Here is a 17030-nt window from a genome sequence, read left to right on the forward strand (position 1 = left end):
GCATCCATCGCGTAGGCGGCCCGCTCCTCGGATCGCCGCCGACCCGGAAAACGTCGCGTGCTTGAATTATAGCAGGTTAATCCGACAAAGGCCGTTCCCCAGTTTACAAGCGTCGGCCGCGCCCTAGCGGTCCTGCGTCGCTGTAAAAGACAGGAGCGGCGGCAAGTTACAGCTATTGTCTAAAGCGGGAATAGAGAATAATGACATATCGATTTCTCCGCTTGTGACCGGCTAAGTTGCACGGAGGCTAAAAGCTGTCAATCAAATAGGCGATGAATTGTCTTCATGCGCCGATGAATAAAAGTCACGACGGCGACTCGCGGATTGTTGTTAACAGAGGATTTGAAAACGTTGATGAGCCTGGCGCGATAAATCGATATGGCGACTGTTCTCATTCCGGCGGGGGCGCGGGACGGGCGCGCCTGGAACGAGCGGCGCGCCGCCCATATCATCTCGCCGCGAAACGGCGTAGCTCGAGGCCGGCGCGCGCGACATTGCTTCGGCGTCCGCCGCGTCTTTCCGCGGCATGATGGGATATGAGCATGACGGCCAGCGGCGACGGAGCTGAAGATCATGGCGCGCCTCCCGTCCACGAGCGGGCGGCCGAAGTCCCTCCGGCGAAAGCGGCCGAGCGCACGACGTCCGCCGCGCGCGGCCCCGCCGTCATTGTCGCGCTGATCGTCGCGACCATCGTAGGGCTTTCGCTCTGGTACCTCGTCCAGCCGCAGCCTCTCGTCATTCAGGGCGAGGCGGCGGCGACGCGCATCGACATCGCCGCGCGCGTCGAGGGCAGGGTGGGTCGGCGGCCGGTTTCCCGCGGGGAGAACGTCGCCGCGGAGCAATTGCTGGTCGAGATCGACAATCCTCAACTTCTGACCAAGTTCAAGGAGATGGAGGCCGCGCTGGGCGTCGCCAAGGCCGAGCTCGCCCGCGTCGAGGTCGGGACGCGCGCCGAAGTCGTCGCGCAGCGCAAAGCCGCCGTCGACAGCGCGCACGCCGATCTCGTCCTTGCGCAGAAGATCTACGACAGAATCAAGGAGCTCGCGTCGCACGGCAACGCGACCTTGCAGCGTCTCGATGAAGCGACGAATTCGCTGCTCGTCTCGCAGCGCGCCTCCGATCAGGCGCGGCTCTCCTATGAGGAGGCGGTCGCCGGCCATACGCGGGAGGAGCGTGACGTCGCGCGCGCCAATGTCGAGAAAGCGCGGGCCTCGCTCGAGACGATCCGCGCGCAGGTCGACGAGCTCGAAGTCAAGGCGCCGATCGGCGGGCAGGTCTATCAGATCGGCGCCGAGGTCGGCGAATATGTCGCGCCCGGCGCGCCGCTGCTTTCGCTCGTCGACCTCGGCGACGTCTGGCTTCGCTTCGACCTGCGCGAAGACCTCGTCGCGCAGCTCAAGGTCGGCGACCGATTCGAGATGCGCGCCCCGGCGCTCGGCGATCGCAAGATCGTCGCCGAGATCAGGGTCATCGCGACGAAAGGCGAATATGCGGGATGGCGCGCGACTCGCGCCACGGGCGACTTCGACCTTCGCACCTTCGAGGTGCGCGCCTATCCGGCTACGCCGGTCCCGGAGCTTCGTCCGGGCATGAGCGTCTACGCGCAAGCGCCGGCCGGGCGGCGATGAAAAGGCTCTCGACGCCGGGCGCGCTCGCAGTCGCGACGCGCGAAATCCGCTGGATCGCGCGGGACCGCGTCGCGCTTTTCCTCATTTTCGGCGTCCCGCTGATCGCCTTCGGGCTGCTCGCCGCCACCTTCCGCGACGCCGTCATCCGCGATCTCAGGGTGAGCGTGGTGGACGCCGACCGCACGGCGATCTCGCGCGTCTATGTGCAGGCGATCGCGTCAGCGCCAAGCGTGACGGTGGCCGAGCGGTCCGGCGATCTGACGGGCGCCATGCATGCGATCCGCTCCGGCGCCGCCATCGCCGCCGTCTATATTCCGCCCGATTTCGAGCATGATTTTCTCGCGCGCAAGCATCCCCAGATCGTCGTCTTCTACAACAGGCAGTTCTTCACGCCGGGCAACAACGCCGCGAGCGCGCTGGCGAAAGCGATCGACGCGGCGACGGCGACTCTTCCGCCGCCGCCCGCAGCCGGCGCGGGCTATCGGCCCGGGCGCCTGGTCGTCGAGCAATATGTCCTCACCAACCCGGCCCTCAACTTCGCCCAATTTCTGTTGCGGGCCGTCCTCCCGACGGTTCTGCACGTCGTCGTCGCCGTCGCGGCCGGCTACAGCGTCGGCTCGGAGTTTTCCGCGCGCAGCCGGAAAGCCTGGCTGCGCGCGGCCGGCGGCAGCCCGCTCGCCGCGCTTCTCGGCAAGCTCGCGCCGCTGTTCGGCGTCTTCGTCATGATGATGGTCGTCGTCGCCGTCATCATCCACGGCCTTTATGGAATTCCTTTCCGCGGCGATTCCGTGATGATGGGCGCGGCGGCCTGTCTGCTCGTCATCGCTTATCTTTCGATCGGCGCGCTGCTCCAGCTTCTCGTGCGCAAGCTGGCGGTCGGCCTCAGCCTCACCGCTGTTTTCTGCTCGCCGGCCTTCGGTTTCGCCGGCGTCGGCTTTCCGTTGTTCGGAATGAACGGCTTCGCGCTTTTCTGGGGCTCGCTGCTGCCGCTGCGCTGGTACGTCCAGATCCTGTTCGATCAGGCTGCGCGCGGACTGCCGACATATGTCTCCGCCGAGCCTTTCGCGATTTTGGGCGCGATCGCGACGGCCGCTTTCGGGCTGGCCTGGCTGCGGCTGCGGGCGATCGCCGGGCGCCCCTCGCGGGCCGCGCCGGCCGCGCCGCGCGAACCGGCGTTCGATCCGCGCGGCGGCGTCGGAGGCGCCATGTTCGCCGAATGGCGCCGAATCCTGAACGACAGCGGCGCCTTCGCGCTCATCGTCCTCTCGCCGTTGCTTTATGGCTTCTTTTATCCGCAGCCCTATCTCGGCGAGGTGCTGCGCCGCATCCCGGTCGCCGTGGTCGACCAGGACGGCACGGAGCTCAGCCGCGAGATCGTGGCGACCCTCGACGCCGACGAGGCGGTGACGGTCGCCGCGCGGGCGACGACGATGACGCAGGCCCATGCGCTGCTTGCGCGGCGGGAAGTCTTCGCCATCCTCGCAATTCCCGAAGGGGCGCAGCGAGACGTGTTGAAAGGCGACCGCGCGCGCATCGCCGCCTATGTCGATTCCGCTTATTTTCTTCTCTACAACCGGACGCTGCAGGGATTTTCGGAGGCCGTCGCCACAGTCGGCGGCCGGATCGCGACAGGAGGCGCGCGGGACGACGGAAGCCTCGCCTACGCGGCGGCGGCGCGCCGCGCGCCCGTCGAGGTCGTCTCGCAGCCGTTGTTCAATCCCACCGGCGGCTATGCGAGCTATGTGGTCCCCGCCGCCTTCGTGCTCATCCTGCAGCAGACGCTTCTCATGGGCGTCGCCTCGCTCGGCGGCCTGGCCTTCGAGCGCGCTGGAAGCGACGGCCGCAGCCGACGCGGCGGGGCGCGCGCCATCCTTGGCCAGGGACTGGCGCACCTGTGCCTCGCGACGCCGGGCGTCGCCCTTTACCTCATCGTCCTGCCGCGCGTCTATGGCTTCTCGACGCTCGGCAAGCCGCTTGACCTCCTGCTGTTCTCAGCGCCGTTCCTGCTCGCGGTGAGCTTCCTCGCGCAATTCGCCGGCCAATGGTTCAGGCGACGCGAAAGCGCGGTGCTGCTGTTCGTCGCGACCAGCCTGCCGCTCTTTTTCACCGTCGGCGTGTCGTGGCCGCAGGAGGCGATTCCGGAAGGGATACGCCTCGCGAGCCGGCTCATGCCGAGCACGTCGGCGATCGACGGGCTGGTGCGGATCAATCAGATGGGCGCCGATCTGCATGACGTTTCACGCGATTTCATGACGCTCTGGGCGCTCGCCGGTCTTTACGGCGTGCTGGCGGCGGCGACGTCCCGCATCCTCGGCGGCGAGAGGCTTCGCCATGCGCAATAAGCGGCTCTTCCGCAAGGTTCTCGCATTCGGGCTCGCGGCGCTCGCCGCCGGCGCGTTCTCCGTCGCCTATCGAATGCGGCCCGGCGGGGCGGCGCCCCCGCGGTCGCTCGGCGTCGCGCGCGAGACGGAGATTCGCATCGCTCCCGACACGACGGGCCGGCTCGGAAGGGTCCTCGTCGAAGCCGGCCGGCGCGTGTCCAAAGGCGAAGTTCTGGCGATCCTCAGCAACCCGGAGCTCGAGGCCTCCGTCGCCGAGGCGAAAGCCGCCGCCGCCAACGCCCGCGCCGAGCGCGACAACGTCTACGCCGGCGTGCGCAAGGAGCAAGTCGAGATCGCCGCGGAGGGGGTTCGCATCGCCGAGGCGAATTTAACTTTGGCGCAGCAGCAGTTCGCCCGATCGGACGAACTCGTGCGCAAGAATTTCACGACCCAGCAAAAATATGACGAGGGCGCGGCGGAGCTCAAGAAGGCGGAGGCCGATCTGGTGTTTCGCAAGGCGGTTTACGCCCGCGCCGCGGCCGGCGCCACGGCGGAGGAACGCTCCTCGGCCGAGGCGAAGGTCGCGCTCGCGGAAGCGACGGTCGCCGACCTCGCCGCGCGGCTGCGAAAGACCGTCCTCGTCGCGCCGGTCGACGGGGTCGTGCGCTCGCTCGTCGTCACGCCGGGGGAGGTGGTCTCGTCGGGCGAACCGGTGATGACGCTCGAAGCGGGCCATGAGCGCTGGTTCACGTTCACGCTGCGCGAGGACGCGCTGAGAGGGCTCTCGATCGGCTCGAGCCTTCGTCTACGGGACGCGCACGGCGCGGCGATAGAGACGAAAGTCTCCGAACTGCGCCCGCTCGGCGAATTCGCCGTGTGGCGCGCCGCCCGTGCGGTGGGCGACCATGACCTCAACAGCTTCTTCCTGCGCGCGGACCCTGTCTCCGACGTCGAGGGGATCGAGCCCGGAATGACCGTCTGGATTGACGAGCGGGGATCGCGCGCGCCTTAAGGCGGGCTTCGGTCTGACGAAACCGGATGCGCTTCCTGAAACGGCGCGCTCGGCGGCCGCGAGGCGCTGATTGGCGTCCTCAGATCGACGCCGCTCCCATGCCGGCCGCGCGATCACGACGCAACGCCGCTTTTGTCAATGACTTGGGAATAAATATGGTCGGAGTGAGAGGATTCGAACCTCCGACCCCCTCGTCCCGAACGAGGTGCGCTACCAGGCTGCGCTACACTCCGACAGGCGACGCTCCGTATCGGGGGCGCCGCTCAACGAGGGGTCTTATAGCGGCGACCCCTCGCCCGTTCAAGCGCTGAAATCGCCTTCCGCGACGCAGCTTTATGGAAACGGAAGGGCGACGAAGCGCATCTCGCCCTGGCCATTGGCGACGAGGAGAAGGGCGGACTTCTTGCCTTCGTGCTTCAGGTCGTCGATTCGCTTGCCGACGTCGGACGGGTCTTTCACCGGCGACTGGTTGATCTCGACCACGACCTCGCCGGGCAGGATGCGCTTTTCGGCGGCGCCGGACTGCGGATCGACGTCCGTCACCACGACGCCGGACGACACGCTCGGCCGGATCGAGAACTTGCGCCTCGCGCCCTCGGTGAGGCTCGAGAACTCCATGCCGAGCGCCTTGAGGACGCTGTCGCCGGCCGGCGGCTTGGCGTCGTCGGAGCGCTTGGCGGAGAGGGAGGCGGGCTTGCGCTCATTGTCCTCGAGGCGCCCGAGCTTGACCGTCTTCGCCATCTCCTCGCCGTTGCGCAAGATGACGATCTCGACGTCCTTGCCGACCGGCGTCGCGGCGACGATCTTCGGCAGGTCGTGCGACTCCTTGATCTCGACGCCGTCGAACTTGACGATGACGTCGCCGGCCTTGAGGCCCGCGGCCTTGGCCGGGCCCTTGTCGTCCGCGCCGGCGACGAGGGCGCCGCGGGCGGCGCCGAGGTTCAGCGATTCGGCGACGGTGTCGTCGATGTTCTGGATGCGCACGCCGAGCCAGCCGCGCCGCGTCTCGCCGAAATTGCGCAACTGCTCGACGACCGGCGCGACCGTCGCCGAAGGCGTCGAGAAGCCGATGCCGATGGAGCCGCCGGACGGCGACAGGATCGCCGTGTTGACGCCGATCACGTCGCCGTCCATGTCGAACAGCGGACCGCCGGAATTGCCCTTGTTGATGGCGGCGTCGGTCTGGAAATAATTGTCGTAGGGGCCGGAATCGATGTTCCGCTTGACCGCGGAGATGATGCCGGCGGTCACCGTGCCCCCGAGGCCGAACGGATTGCCGACGGCGATCACCCAGTCGCCGACGCGCATCTTGTCGCTGTCGCCGAACTTCACCGCCTTCAGCGGCTTCTCCGGCTTCACCTTCAGGACGGCGATGTCGATCTTGGAGTCCTTGCCGACGATCTCGGCCTTGAGCTTCTGGCCGTCGGCGAAGATCACCGTCACGTCGTTGGCGTCGGCGATGACGTGGTTGTTGGTGATGATGATCCCGGCGGAATCGACGACGAAGCCCGAGCCGAGCGAATTGCTGCGGCGCTCGCGCGGCGGCCGCGCGCCGGGGCCGGCCTCGCCCTGGCGGCGGCGGAAGAACTCCTCGAACAGGTCGTCGAAGGGCGCGCCGGGCTCGGCTTGCGGCGAGGCTCCGGCGCCGCGCTTCTCGTCGATCGTCTGCGTCGCGGAGATGTTGACGACGGCGTCGCTCACCTGCGCGGCGAGGTCGGCGAGCGTGTCGGGACCCTTTCCTTTCGCCATGGCGCAATCGGGCGCCAGCGCGAGGGGCGACGCCAGCGCCCCGGCCGCGAGCAGGGCGGCGAAGGCGCGCCGTCGCGCGAAGCGTGAAATGCCCATGGCGAAAATTCCTCCGGGGAAAAGCGCGGCGGCGCCCGAGTTTTCTTAAGGTTCATTTTCGCGGGCGAACGAAAAAGGCGAGGGCCGCGCCAGCACAACTTCGTGAGCGCGCCGGGCGGAGCCGCCGGCGCGCTCGCCCGGCTATTCGACCGCCGTCGCCGCGGCCGGCGCGGCGCCCGCCGGCGCGGAAGCCGCCGCCTGCGGCGCCTCCCCCTTCGAGGAGCCGAAGAAGCGGAAGAACTCCGACTTCGGGCTCACCACCATCCGCGTGTCGGCCGCCTTGAGGCCGGCCTCGTAGGCCTGCATCGAGCGGAAGAAGGCGAAAAAGGCGGGATCCTTGCCGAAGGCCTCGGCGAAGATGCGGTTGCGCTCGGCGTCGCCTTCGCCGCGCGTCTGGTCGGCCTGGCGCTGGGCGTCGCCGCGCAGCACGACGACGTTGCGGTCGGCTGCGGCGACGATCTTCTGGGCCTGCTCGGAGCCCTGCGCGCGGAACTCCGCCGCCTCGCGCGCGCGCTCGGTCTGCATGCGGGCGTAGACGCGTTCGGAGATCTGGCGCGGCAGGTCGGCGCGGCGCAGCCGGACGTCGACCGCGGAGACGCCGAGGCGCGCGCCTTCGGCGCCGACCTGGTCGCGGATGCGCTGCATCAGCGCGGAGCGATCGTCGCGCACGATCTGGGTGAGGTTGGCCTCGCCGAGCACGCGGCGCACCGCCGAATTGAGCACGAAGCCGAGCTGGCCGTTGGCGCGCTCGACGCTGCCGACCGTCTGGTAGAACTTCAGCGGATCGACGATGCGGTAGCGCAGGAAGGAGTCGACCTCGATGCGGGTGTTGTCGGAGGCGAGCACCTCCTGCTTGGGCGCCTCGAGGTCGAGGATGCGGTTGTCGAGATAGACGACGTTCTCGATGAACGGCAGCTTGAAGTGCAGCCCCGGCTTGGTCACGAGGCCGCGGCCGGCGACGGGCTCGCCGAAGCGCAGCACGAGCGCCTGCTGCGTCTGCTGCACCGTGAAGATGGCGCCCGAGACGATGATCAGGACGAGGATCGCGACCGTCGCGACGACGAAGATGGAGACGTTCCTCACTTGCGCGTCCCCTCCTTCTGCTTGTCGGCGAGCGCGCTCAAGGGAAGGAAGGGAACGACGCCCGAGCCTTCCGCGCCCTGGTCGAGGATGATCTTGTCCATTCCGCCGAACACCCGCTCCATGGTTTCGAGATACATGCGCTCGCGGGTCACGTCCGGGGCCTTTTTGTATTCGTCGTAGATCTTCAGGAAGCGCGCCGCCTGGCCGGTCGCCTCCGCCACCGTCTGGAGACGGTAGCCTTCGGCCTCCTGGATGGTCGCGGCCGCCTTGCCGCGCGCCTCCGGGACGACGCGGTTGGCGTAGGCCTCGGCCTCGTTGCGCATGCGGTTCTGGTCCTGCTGCGCGGCGGTCACGTCGCGGAAGGCGGCGATGACTTGCTCGGGCGGGTCGACCGACTGCAGCTGCACCTGCAGCACGAGGACGCCGGCCTTGTACTCGTTGAGGATGCGCTGCATCAGCTCCTGCACGGCGGGCTCGATCACCCGCCGGTCGGCGGTCAGGATGCGCTGGATCTGGCTGCGGCCGATCACCTCGCGCATGGCGCTCTCGGCGACCGCTTTCACCGTCTCGCGCTGGTTCGCGACGTTGAAGGCGTAATCTTCCGGCCGCGAGGGGTCGATCTGCCAGATCACCACGAATTTCACGTCGGCGATGTTCTCGTCGCCGGTCAGCATCAGGCTTTCCTCGGGCAGGTCGACCGAATTGCGCCCGTCCGGGCGCCAGGCGAAGCCGACGTTGATGGTGTTGCGGTTGGTGACGGCGAGCTTCTCGACCTCGCCGATCGGGAAGGGCAGGTTGTAGTTGAGGCCCGGCCCGGTCTTGCCGGTGTAGCGCCCGAAGATCTTGTTGAGGCCGACCTCGTTCGGGCCGACGGTGTAGAAGCCGGAGACGAGCCAGACGCCGACGCCCAGCAGAAGAAGGGCGAGAGCGCCGCGCGCTCCGCCGAAGCCTCCGCCCGAGCCGGGCAGCCAGCTTTTCAGCCGGCTCTGGACGCGGCGCAGCAAATCCTCGAAGTCAGGCTGCGGCGCGCTGGGCTTCTGGCCCCAGGGGCCGCCGCCGCCGCTTGGTTTCCACGATCCGCCGCCGCCGCCGTCGCTGATCCAGGGCATAAATCCTCATTCGCGCGAGTGTTCGTGCCGCCCTTTTATAGGAAAGCGGCCTGCCCAGCACAAATGGGGACGCGGCGGCCGAACGGCAATCGTCCGCCGCGCGGCTCAAGCTTGCGCGGCGACGATTATCCTTCGGCGCGCTCGAAGCTCGCGAAGAAAGATGGCGCTTCGTCGCCCGGCGGCTGCTCCGGCGCCTCGCGGGCCGTCTCCCGCCATTGCGACCAGTCGAGCGGCGGAAAGCGGACGTCGCCCTCCGGCTCAAGATCGACGAAGGTGACATGGAGCCGCTGCGTTCGGGCAAGCAGCGCCGCGTAGAGCTGCGCGCCGCCGATGAGCGAAATCTCGTCCGCGCCCATCGCCGCGGCGCGCGCGCGCCCCAGCGCCAGGGCGTCGTCGGGCGTCGCCGCGACGAGGACGCCCGGCGCGGAGAAATCAGGAGCGCGCGTCACGACGATGGTTTCGCGGCCGGGCAGGGGACGGCCAATCGACTGGAACGTCTTGCGCCCCATCAGCATCGGCTTGCCCATGGTGAGGGCGCGGAAGCGCTTGAGGTCGCTCGGCAGCCGGAAGGGCAGGCCGCCGCCGGCGCCGATGACGCCGTTGCGCGCGATCGCCGCGACGACGGCGAGCGGGGGGGCGCTCACGAGGCGGCGAGCCTTGCGAGCGCCTCGTCCTCGACTCGGCAGATGCGCCAGTCGCGCATGAGCTTCGCTCCGAGGCTTTCATAGAAGGCGATCGACGGCGCGTTCCAGTCGAGCACCGACCATTCGAACCGGCCGAGAGTCTCCGCGACGCAGACGCCCGCGACATGGGAGATCAGAGCCTTGCCGAAGCCGCGCCCGCGGAAGGCCGGGCGCACGTAAAGGTCCTCGAGCCAGATGCCGCAGCGGCCGCGAAAGCTCGAGAAGGTGTAGAACCAGAGGGCGAAGCCGGCCGCCTCGTCGCCGTCCTGCGCGATCGCGCCGAATGCGCGCGGCGGTTCGCCGAACAGCGCCGCGCGGATGTCCGCCTCGCTCGAACGCGCCTCGTGCGAGAGCTTTTCATAGTCGGCGAGCTCCTTGACGAGCGAGAAGATCAGGGCGCCGTCGCCTTGCGCCGCGCTGCGGATGGAGAGTTTCATGGGGCGCGCCTTTCATGTGTCGTCGCGGCGGGACGGGGCCGCGGCCCGAAGAAGATGGCGAGGCCCGCCGCGACGATGAGCGCCGAGCCGAGGATGGTGCGCAGCGTCGGAACCTCGGCGAAGACGACGACGCTCGAGAGGCTCGCCCAGACGAGCGCGGTGTAGCCGAACGGCGCGACGACGTTGGCGGGGGCGGCGGCGAAGGCGCGGATGATGCAGAAATGGCTCGCCGCCCCAAGGCAGCCGAGCAGGAGCATCAGGCCGGCGGCGCTCGGCGTCGGCGCGAGCCCGACGAAGGGCAGGAACGGCAGGCAGAAGGCCGAGCCGGCGACGGCGGTGTAGAACAGCGTCGTCGCCGGCTCGTCGGCGGTGCGCAGGAAGCGCGTCGCGATCTGGTAGAGCGCGTTGGTGAGCGCCGTCAGAAGCGGCAGGACGACGAGCCAGGTCAGGGCGATTCCCGCCCCGCCGACGATCAGCCACACGCCGGCGAGGCCGACGAAGACGCTGATCCAGCCGGCGGCCGACACCTTCTCGCCGAGCAGGACGACCGAAAGCGCGGTGACGAGCACCGGCGCGACCCATACGACCGCGGAGAAATCGAGGAACGGCATGATCTTCAGCGCGTACATGCCGATGACGGTGTTGGCGCAGAGCATGGCCGAGCGCAGGATCTGCGCTCCGGGCTTGCGCGAGCGCAGAAGTTCTGGCGCGCGAAGCGCGAGAACGCCGCCGACGAGCAGAAAATGCACGAAATAGCGCACGAAGGCGACTTCGGCCGGCGGATAGTCGGCGACGAGTATGCGCGCGAGCGAATCCTGGCAGACGAACAGGAACGTCGTCAGCAGCATCCACAGAACGCCGGCGCCGATCGAGACGCCTTCGGGCGGAACGGGGAGGACGGCGAGGGCGTCGTCGTCGCGCGGGGTCGAGGTCATGAGGGCGCCATGTCGGCCGCGCGGGCGGCGGCGAGGGGCGAGCCATAGCCGATAGCGGGCGGCGAATGAACCCCGGCCGCAAACGGCCGAGCCTCAAACCGCCACTTGAGCCTTGATCGCCGGATGGGGGTCGTAGCCGACGAGGGAGAGGTCCTCGAAGCGCAGGTCGAACAGCGAGGCGCCCGGCGCGACGGAAAGGCGCGGCAGGGGACGCGGGCTGCGCGCCAGCTGCTCGCGCGCCTGCTCGACATGGTTGAGGTAGAGATGCGCGTCGCCGAGCGAATGCACGAAGTCGCCGGGCGAAAGGCCGCACTCGGCCGCAACGGCGTGGGTCAGCAGCGCGTAGCTTGCGATGTTGAACGGCACGCCGAGAAAGATGTCCGCCGAGCGCTGGTAGAGCTGGAGGTCGAGGCGGCGCGTTCCCTCGGCGTCGTCGCGCACGTTGAACTGGAACAGGCAGTGGCACGGCGCGAGCGCCATCTTCGGCACGTCGGCCGGGTTCCACGCCGAGACGACGAGCCGGCGCGAGAACGGATCGGCCTTGATCCGCGCGACGACCTCGGCGATCTGGTCGATGGTCCGCCCGTCTGGCGCGGCCCAGGAGCGCCACTGACGCCCGTAGACCGGGCCGAGGTCGCCGTCCACGCCGGCCCATTCGTCCCAGATGGTGACGCCGTTCTCGCGCAGCCAGGCGACGTTGGTGTCGCCGCGCAGGAACCAGATCAGCTCATGGGCGATCGAGCGCCAGTGCAGCTTCTTGGTGGTGAGCAGGGGAAAGCCCTGCGCGAGGTCGAAGCGCAGCTGGCGTCCGAACACGGAGCGCGCGCCGACGCCGGTGCGGTCGGACTTGCGCGTCCCGTTGCGCAGGATGTCGTCGAGAAGGGCGAGATAGGGCTGCATGGCGGCTTCCCGGCGTCGTGTCGCGCCATTCTACGACGCATGGCCTCGCGCGCGTAAGATATGGACGCTGGGGATAGCGGGCGCCGGTCCCGCCGCTTGACGCCCCTTTCAAACGGGCGGGATCGGCCCTATATTAGCTCCGCCGCCTCGTGCGGCTACGACGATAAACGGCGTCGAAATAAGCTCTTCGGACCCGGGGGCGGTACCCGGCGCCTCCACCCAAGCCCGTGCGCCGGCGTTCTCGGCGGGCGGGCTTGGGCGGGGGCGAAACAGGTTCGACGGGGAGTGTAAAGGACTGTCTTTCGTCCGGCATTGTACCGCCGTCATCGGGCTAAACCTTATAGTTGCCAACGACAACTATGCTCCGGTGGCCGTCGCCGCGTAATGCGGCTTAAGCAACCGAAATCAAGTCCTTGGGGGTAGCACTTCAAGGCGGGGCCCGGAGGCGCCTGGCAACAGAAGCCTCCACTTTCCTTCTTCAAATCGCTGTCCGAACGCTTTCGCGCCCTCTCGCCAAGCGGCGCGAATTTGGCTAAGCCATCGAGCTGTTCATGAAGACGCGGCCGGGCGCCGGGGGTTCGATGGCTGTCGATCACATCCGCTACGACATTCTCGTGCAGGACGCCTTGCGCAGCGTCGTCCGCAAGGTGCTCGCGGACATCGCGCGCGACGGCCTCGTCGGCGACCATCATTTCTACGTCACCTTCCGCACCCACGCCCGCGGCGTGCGTCTCTCCTCGCGCATGAGGAGCCTCTATCCCGAGGAGATGACGATCATCCTGCAGCACCAGTTCTGGGACCTGTCGGTCACCGACCACGCCTTCGAGGTCGGCCTGTCGTTCAAGAACGTGCCCGAGATGCTGCTCGTGCCGTTCGACTCCGTGACGCGCTTCTCCGATCCGACCGCCGGCTTCGACCTCGAGTTCAAGCACGACGACGGCGTCGAGCCGAGCGCCAACGATCCCGGCGCTCCCGAGGCCGCGGCCGCGCCCGAGCCGCCTGCGTCGGAGCCCGCCCCCAAGGCGGCCGAGGCCGCGCCGGCGGGCGACAAGATCGTGTCCATCGACGCCTTCCGCAAGAAGACCTGAACCGCCGCAAGAAGACCTGAACCGCGCCGCCCGACGGGAGAAGCGCCTTGGGTGAGATCGTCAATCTGCGCCGGGCGCGCAAGCGCAAGGCCCGCGAAGAGGACGGCGAGGCGGCCGAGGCCGCCAGGGTCCGCTCCGGGCTTTCGAAGCGCGAACGCGAGGCCGCGCGGCTTTCGCGCGAAAAGGCCGCCGCGCATCTCGACGGCTACAAGCGGGACGTCGCTGACCCGTCCGAAAAATGAGCGGGAGCGACGACGACGGCGCCGTCCTCAAGCGCTCGCTCGCGGTGGCCGGCCATCGCACCAGCATCTCCCTCGAACCCCTGTTCTGGTCCGAGCTCAAGCGCATCGCCGCGGCGCGCGGACTGTCGCTTTCGGCCTGCGTGGCGCAGATCGACGCCGCGCGCGGGCGCGCCAACCTGTCGTCCGCCGTGCGCGTCTTCGTGCTGAAGGAGGCGCTCTCCCGCCGAGGCTAGGGCTGCGCCGGCTCGGCCGGCTTCGCTCCCTCGGCGCCTTCGGCCCTGGCCTTTTCCTGCGCCGCCCTTTCGCGCTCCGCCTCGCGGCGACGGTCGAAGGCGAGGCGGCGGCGGAAGAAGGCGCGCTCGCGCAGGTCGTATTCGAACGCCTCGATGCGTGCGACCTCGCGGTCGAGCGCGCGGGCGGCGAGGGTGTTGGAGAGCGCCGTCGCGTCGACTTCGAAACCTGGCGCGGCCGGGTCGCCCTTGGCCAGGAGGGCGATCTGCGCCGGCTCGCCGCTCCAGCCTTTGGGCGGATGCGGGTCGCTCAAGGCCGCGCTCTGCGAAAAGCCGCCGCGGCGCAGGTCGAAGGTCGCGGCGAGCGCCGGCGCGCCGGGCGAGGGCGGCGGCGAGGACAGGGCGATTACGCCCGCCTTCGCCGCGAGCTCGAAGCGTCGCTCGCCGGCCTTCAGCTCGCCGCGCTTCAATTCGGCGAGGAGCGCAGCCGAAATCGCCTTCGCGCCCAGCTCCTGTCCCTCGCGGTCGAATTTCGCGACGACGCGCGAGATCGCGTCCGGGTCGGCGCGCGGCAGGGTCAGCTCGGAGAGGCGCGCGGAGCCCGCTCCGGCGAGGCCGGCGACGAGCGCCTCGGCGCTGGCGCCCGTTCCGGAAAGGTCGAAGTCGGCGTCGAGGCGCCCGCGCGCGCCCGGCAGGTTGAGGCGCGCTCCGGCGATCCCGATTTTCGCGGAAAGCGAAACCTCGACGCCCGCGCGGGCGAGCGTGAAGGCGCCGTTCGCCGCGCCTCCTGCGAGCTGGAGCGACATTCTTTCGACGGCGAGCCGCCCCGGCGCGAGCGAAAGCTGCAGCCTCGCCTCCGACGCGGTCCGCCGCGCCGGGGCGAGCGGCGGACCAAGGACGAACTCGCGGGCGCTCACCGTGAGCTGCGCGCGCGGCGGCTCGAACGCCGGGGGCGCGAAGGCGAGGCTGGACCATAGCGCGCCGGCCTTCACGGGCTCGGCCGGGCCGAGCACGAGCGCGACGAGGGAAGACGCGGTAAGGCGCTCGAAGGCGAGCGATCCCGTCCAGAGCCGAGCCTCGTCCCGGCGCAGCGCCCCGGACAGTTTCGCCTCGCCGGCCGAGCCCTTGAGCGCGTCGAGCTTCATCGCGCCGCCCTCGAAGGCCGCGTCGGCGGCGAAGGCCGCCGGAAATTTTTCCTTCGCGTCGGGCGAGGCGACGCCCGCGGCCTTGAGCAGCGGAGTCGCGTCACGCGTTGAAAAGTCGAGCGCGCCGCTTGCGGAAGGCGCGGCGAGATCTGCGCCGACCTCGCCCGAGAAATTCAGCTTCGCGTCGCCGAGCGACGCGGCCAGCGTGGCGCGCCGCCGCGCGGCCTTCGGATCGAACCGCAGGGAGGCTTCGAGCCGCGCGGGGCCTGGATCGGGCGCGCCCGGGACGCTAAGGCCGGCGAGTTGAAGCAGTGGAAGGCTTGCGCGCGAATCGGCCGAGAGCGAGACGTCGAGGGCCTCGCCGTCGGGCCGCGCGCGCGCCGACACCTTCGCCCCGGCGACTGTCCCCTGCGCGTCGAGCGCGCTGAGCGTCAGCAGGTCGCCGTCGCGGGCCGCGCCGAGCGAAACGTCGAGGTCGACCGGCGCCAGCGCGGCGAGCCGCGCCAGCGCCCGTCCTTGCGCCTCGTTTTCGACGACGGGCTCGAGCGCCCGCGCCAGCGCGCCGCCGCGGGCGATCTTCGCATGCCCCTTGAGCTCCGCGCCGGCGTCCGAAAGGCTTCCGCTCGCCTGCGCGCTCGCCCCATCCGGGCCGAGCCAGGAGAGCTCGCGCAGGCTGACGCGCCCGGCCGCTTTCTCGGCGACGAGGGCGAGGCCGCCAAGCGATCCCGAGCCTTGCGCCGCAATCTCGTCCATGCGCAGGCGCAACATTCCTTCCGCCGCGCGCAGCGGAGACGCCGCCTCGCTGCGCAAAGCCGCGACGAACGGGCCCGAGAGATCGAGGCGCGGCGTAGAGACATTAGCCTCGACGCGGGGAGCGCCTTGCGCCGGCAGGCTCAGCGCGAAATCGCCGGCGAGGCGCGTTCCGTCGACATTAAGCTCGAACCGCCGCAGCGAAAGTTCGTCCGGCGTCCATTTCGCCTGCGCCGCGAGGACGACCTCGGCGAAAGAGATTTCCGGCGCCCGCGCCTGCGGAGCGACCCGCGCGAGCCATGCGCCGAGCCAGCCGGTTTCGCGTCCCTCGGCGCGCAGCGCGCCGTCGAAGGCGGGCGAGGGGCTCCAGCGCGCCGCGCCGTCGAGCGACAGGCGCAGGCCGCGCGGCCCGCGCGCCGAGAAGCGCAGCCATCCCTTCTGCGCGCGCTCCTCCTTGAGGACGAGCGCGCCCGAAACGTCGGAGAAGGCGGCGCGCCCGAACGCGAGGCTGTCGACCCGCCAGTCGAGCGTCAGCGGGAAAGGCGGGGCGAGCGCCGGCGGCGCGGGTCCGCCGGCGGCGAAAAAGCCGTCAAGATCGAGCCGCTCGGCCGCCAGGCTTACGGCGCCTGCGGGCGGCGAGCTCATGAGATCGACATGCGCCTCGCCTTTCGCGGCGAGCGCGCCCTGACCCTCGCCCAGCGTGAGCGCGAGGTCCGAAAGGTCCGCCCGCTGCGTCGTCAGCGCGAGCGCGCCCTGCGCCCGCGCGCCGGCGCCTTCGACGCTCAGCGCGCCGGAAAGCCTCGCCTGCGGCGCGAAGGAAGCCGCGCCGTCGAAGGCGAGCGCCGCGCCGCCGGCCTGCGCGGACAGCTTGAGCGGCAAGGCGTCCCCTTCGAGGGCGCCGCCGGCGAGGCGGAAGGAGATGTCCTCGCCGCCGGCGGAGAAGGTTCCTGCGCCCCGGAACGGGCCGCGCAGCGAGTCGAGGGAGCCCTTGAGCTCGATCCTCGAGGCCGTGAAGCGGGGCGCGCCGTCGGCGTCGAACATCGCGAGCTCGCCGTCCGAGACGACGAGGGCCGGGAACCGCGCCGACATCGGCAGGCTCGGCGGCGCGCCCGCCGCGCCGTTCCTGCCGAGGCGGATTTCGACGCGCGGGCGCTCGACGCGCGCCTCGCTGAAGTCGAGCTCGCCGCGCAGCAGCGGCGCGAGGGCGAGCTCGAGGCGCATCCGCGCCGCCGAGGCGCGCCAGAACGGCCTTTCGTCCGCCGCGCCCGCTTGCGTCCTCTCCTCCTGCGCCTCTCCGACGGAGACGTCCTCGACGAGGGCGTAAGGCGCCGGCAGGAGGCGCACGTCTATGCGGCCGGCGATGGTCGTCGGCCGTCCCAGCGCCTGCGTCAGCCGCTCCTCGATCGGCGCGCGCAGGCTCGTCCAGTCGAGAAACAGCGGCGCAGCGAGCGCGACGCACAGAATGAGGCTGACGACGGCGGCGAGAATGGTGAGAGCGTCGCGCAAAGCGGGGGCGCCTTAAACAACGGCGGAAGGCAGGCATATAGGCTAGGACGGCCGGCGATTTCCTCCAAAATTTAAGTCTCGTCGCGAACGCCGCGCTCGCCGCGCCGCCGCCCGGG

14 protein-coding genes, 1 tRNA gene and 1 other RNA gene are annotated in these 17030 nt (G+C 69.7%); 7 read left to right on the forward strand and 9 right to left on the reverse strand.

Annotated elements, in window-relative coordinates; genetic code table 11:
• Window positions 1-542 precede the first annotated feature (542 nt).
• From ACE3OG_RS07125 to ACE3OG_RS07135, 3 genes are read left to right on the forward strand one after another with little or no spacing between them, the layout of a single operon-like run.
• A complete protein-coding gene (locus tag ACE3OG_RS07125) occupies window positions 543-1628 on the forward strand; it encodes an HlyD family secretion protein (protein WP_374307107.1) in 1086 nt (361 codons plus the stop codon).
• Window positions 1625-3970 (forward strand): ABC transporter permease, encoded by a 2346-nt coding sequence (locus tag ACE3OG_RS07130; protein WP_374307109.1) that lies wholly within the window; start codon window positions 1625-1627, stop codon window positions 3968-3970. The genes ACE3OG_RS07125 and ACE3OG_RS07130 overlap by 4 nt, the downstream gene beginning before the upstream one ends.
• A complete protein-coding gene (locus ACE3OG_RS07135; RefSeq protein WP_374307111.1) occupies window positions 3960-4961 on the forward strand; it encodes an HlyD family secretion protein in 1002 nt (333 codons plus the stop codon). Before ACE3OG_RS07130 ends, ACE3OG_RS07135 begins: the two co-directional genes overlap by 11 nt.
• Window positions 4962-5117: 156 nt before the next feature.
• Here the strand turns inward: ACE3OG_RS07135 and ACE3OG_RS07140 are convergent.
• The 8 genes from ACE3OG_RS07140 to ACE3OG_RS07175 form a co-directional block, all read right to left on the reverse strand.
• Window positions 5118-5194: transfer RNA gene (locus ACE3OG_RS07140), tRNA-Pro, on the reverse strand.
• A gap of 100 nt (window positions 5195-5294) precedes the next feature.
• The gene (locus ACE3OG_RS07145) at window positions 5295-6806 is read right to left on the reverse strand and encodes a Do family serine endopeptidase (RefSeq protein WP_374307113.1); all 1512 of its coding nucleotides are present in this window, start codon (window positions 6804-6806) and stop codon (window positions 5295-5297) included.
• A gap of 141 nt (window positions 6807-6947) precedes the next feature.
• Window positions 6948-7889, reverse strand: a complete 942-nt coding sequence (hflC, locus tag ACE3OG_RS07150; RefSeq protein ID WP_374307115.1) for a protease modulator HflC — start codon at window positions 7887-7889, stop codon at window positions 6948-6950.
• A complete protein-coding gene (gene hflK / locus ACE3OG_RS07155; RefSeq protein WP_374307117.1) occupies window positions 7886-8998 on the reverse strand; it encodes an FtsH protease activity modulator HflK in 1113 nt (370 codons plus the stop codon). Before hflK ends, hflC begins: the two co-directional genes overlap by 4 nt.
• Window positions 8999-9123: 125 nt before the next feature.
• Window positions 9124-9642, reverse strand: a complete 519-nt coding sequence (locus tag ACE3OG_RS07160) for a dihydrofolate reductase (RefSeq protein ID WP_374307118.1) — start codon at window positions 9640-9642, stop codon at window positions 9124-9126.
• Window positions 9639-10118: an N-acetyltransferase family protein gene (locus ACE3OG_RS07165; protein ID WP_374307120.1), complete on the reverse strand. Its 480-nt coding sequence runs from the start codon at window positions 10116-10118 to the stop codon at window positions 9639-9641. The genes ACE3OG_RS07160 and ACE3OG_RS07165 overlap by 4 nt, the downstream gene beginning before the upstream one ends.
• Window positions 10115-11053 carry a DMT family transporter gene (locus ACE3OG_RS07170; RefSeq protein ID WP_374307121.1) on the reverse strand — a complete coding sequence of 313 codons (939 nt, stop codon included), beginning with the start codon at window positions 11051-11053 and terminating at the stop codon, window positions 10115-10117. The genes ACE3OG_RS07165 and ACE3OG_RS07170 overlap by 4 nt, the downstream gene beginning before the upstream one ends.
• Before the next feature lie 93 nt (window positions 11054-11146).
• Complete coding sequence (locus ACE3OG_RS07175; protein ID WP_374307123.1) at window positions 11147-11953, reverse strand: thymidylate synthase; 807 nt, start codon at window positions 11951-11953, stop codon at window positions 11147-11149.
• A 102-nt stretch (window positions 11954-12055) separates the two neighbouring features.
• On the opposite strand from ACE3OG_RS07175, the gene ssrA reads away from it, so the two are divergent.
• The 4 genes from ssrA (at window position 12056) to ACE3OG_RS07195 (ending at window position 13516) form a co-directional block, all read left to right on the forward strand.
• Window positions 12056-12423: a transfer-messenger RNA gene (gene ssrA, locus ACE3OG_RS07180) on the forward strand.
• Window positions 12424-12534: 111 nt separating this feature from the next.
• Window positions 12535-13041, forward strand: a complete 507-nt coding sequence (locus tag ACE3OG_RS07185; RefSeq protein WP_374307124.1) for an SspB family protein — start codon at window positions 12535-12537, stop codon at window positions 13039-13041.
• 47 nt (window positions 13042-13088) lie between these two features.
• Window positions 13089-13283 carry a DUF4169 family protein gene (locus ACE3OG_RS07190; RefSeq protein ID WP_374307126.1) on the forward strand — a complete coding sequence of 65 codons (195 nt, stop codon included), beginning with the start codon at window positions 13089-13091 and terminating at the stop codon, window positions 13281-13283.
• Entirely contained in the window at window positions 13280-13516 is a 237-nt protein-coding gene (locus tag ACE3OG_RS07195) for a ribbon-helix-helix domain-containing protein (RefSeq protein WP_374307128.1), read from the forward strand. Before ACE3OG_RS07190 ends, ACE3OG_RS07195 begins: the two co-directional genes overlap by 4 nt.
• On the opposite strand, the gene ACE3OG_RS07200 is transcribed toward ACE3OG_RS07195, so the two are convergent.
• The gene (locus ACE3OG_RS07200; RefSeq protein WP_374307129.1) at window positions 13513-16914 is read right to left on the reverse strand and encodes an AsmA family protein; all 3402 of its coding nucleotides are present in this window, start codon (window positions 16912-16914) and stop codon (window positions 13513-13515) included. The genes ACE3OG_RS07195 and ACE3OG_RS07200 overlap by 4 nt on opposite strands.
• Between the last annotated feature and the right edge of the window lie 116 nt (window positions 16915-17030).

The sequence above is a fragment of the Methylocella sp. genome, assembly GCF_041905455.1.
Classification (GTDB): domain Bacteria; phylum Pseudomonadota; class Alphaproteobacteria; order Rhizobiales; family Beijerinckiaceae; genus Methylocapsa.

Excerpts from the sequence above, each read along its gene's own strand:
- hflK (WP_374307117.1), bottom strand. The coding sequence starts at position 8,998 with ATGCCCTGGATCAGCGACGGCGGCGGCGGCGGATCGTGGAAACCAAGC.
- ACE3OG_RS07175 (WP_374307123.1), bottom strand. The coding sequence starts at position 11,953 with ATGCAGCCCTATCTCGCCCTTCTCGACGACATCCTGCGCAACGGGACG.
- ACE3OG_RS07130 (WP_374307109.1), top strand. The coding sequence starts at position 1,625 with ATGAAAAGGCTCTCGACGCCGGGCGCGCTCGCAGTCGCGACGCGCGAA.
- ACE3OG_RS07165 (WP_374307120.1), bottom strand. The coding sequence starts at position 10,118 with ATGAAACTCTCCATCCGCAGCGCGGCGCAAGGCGACGGCGCCCTGATC.
- ACE3OG_RS07185 (WP_374307124.1), top strand. The coding sequence starts at position 12,535 with ATGGCTGTCGATCACATCCGCTACGACATTCTCGTGCAGGACGCCTTG.
- ACE3OG_RS07125 (WP_374307107.1), top strand. The coding sequence starts at position 543 with ATGACGGCCAGCGGCGACGGAGCTGAAGATCATGGCGCGCCTCCCGTC.
- ACE3OG_RS07170 (WP_374307121.1), bottom strand. The coding sequence starts at position 11,053 with ATGACCTCGACCCCGCGCGACGACGACGCCCTCGCCGTCCTCCCCGTT.
- ACE3OG_RS07135 (WP_374307111.1), top strand. The coding sequence starts at position 3,960 with ATGCGCAATAAGCGGCTCTTCCGCAAGGTTCTCGCATTCGGGCTCGCG.
- ACE3OG_RS07145 (WP_374307113.1), bottom strand. The coding sequence starts at position 6,806 with ATGGGCATTTCACGCTTCGCGCGACGGCGCGCCTTCGCCGCCCTGCTC.
- ACE3OG_RS07195 (WP_374307128.1), top strand. The coding sequence starts at position 13,280 with ATGAGCGGGAGCGACGACGACGGCGCCGTCCTCAAGCGCTCGCTCGCG.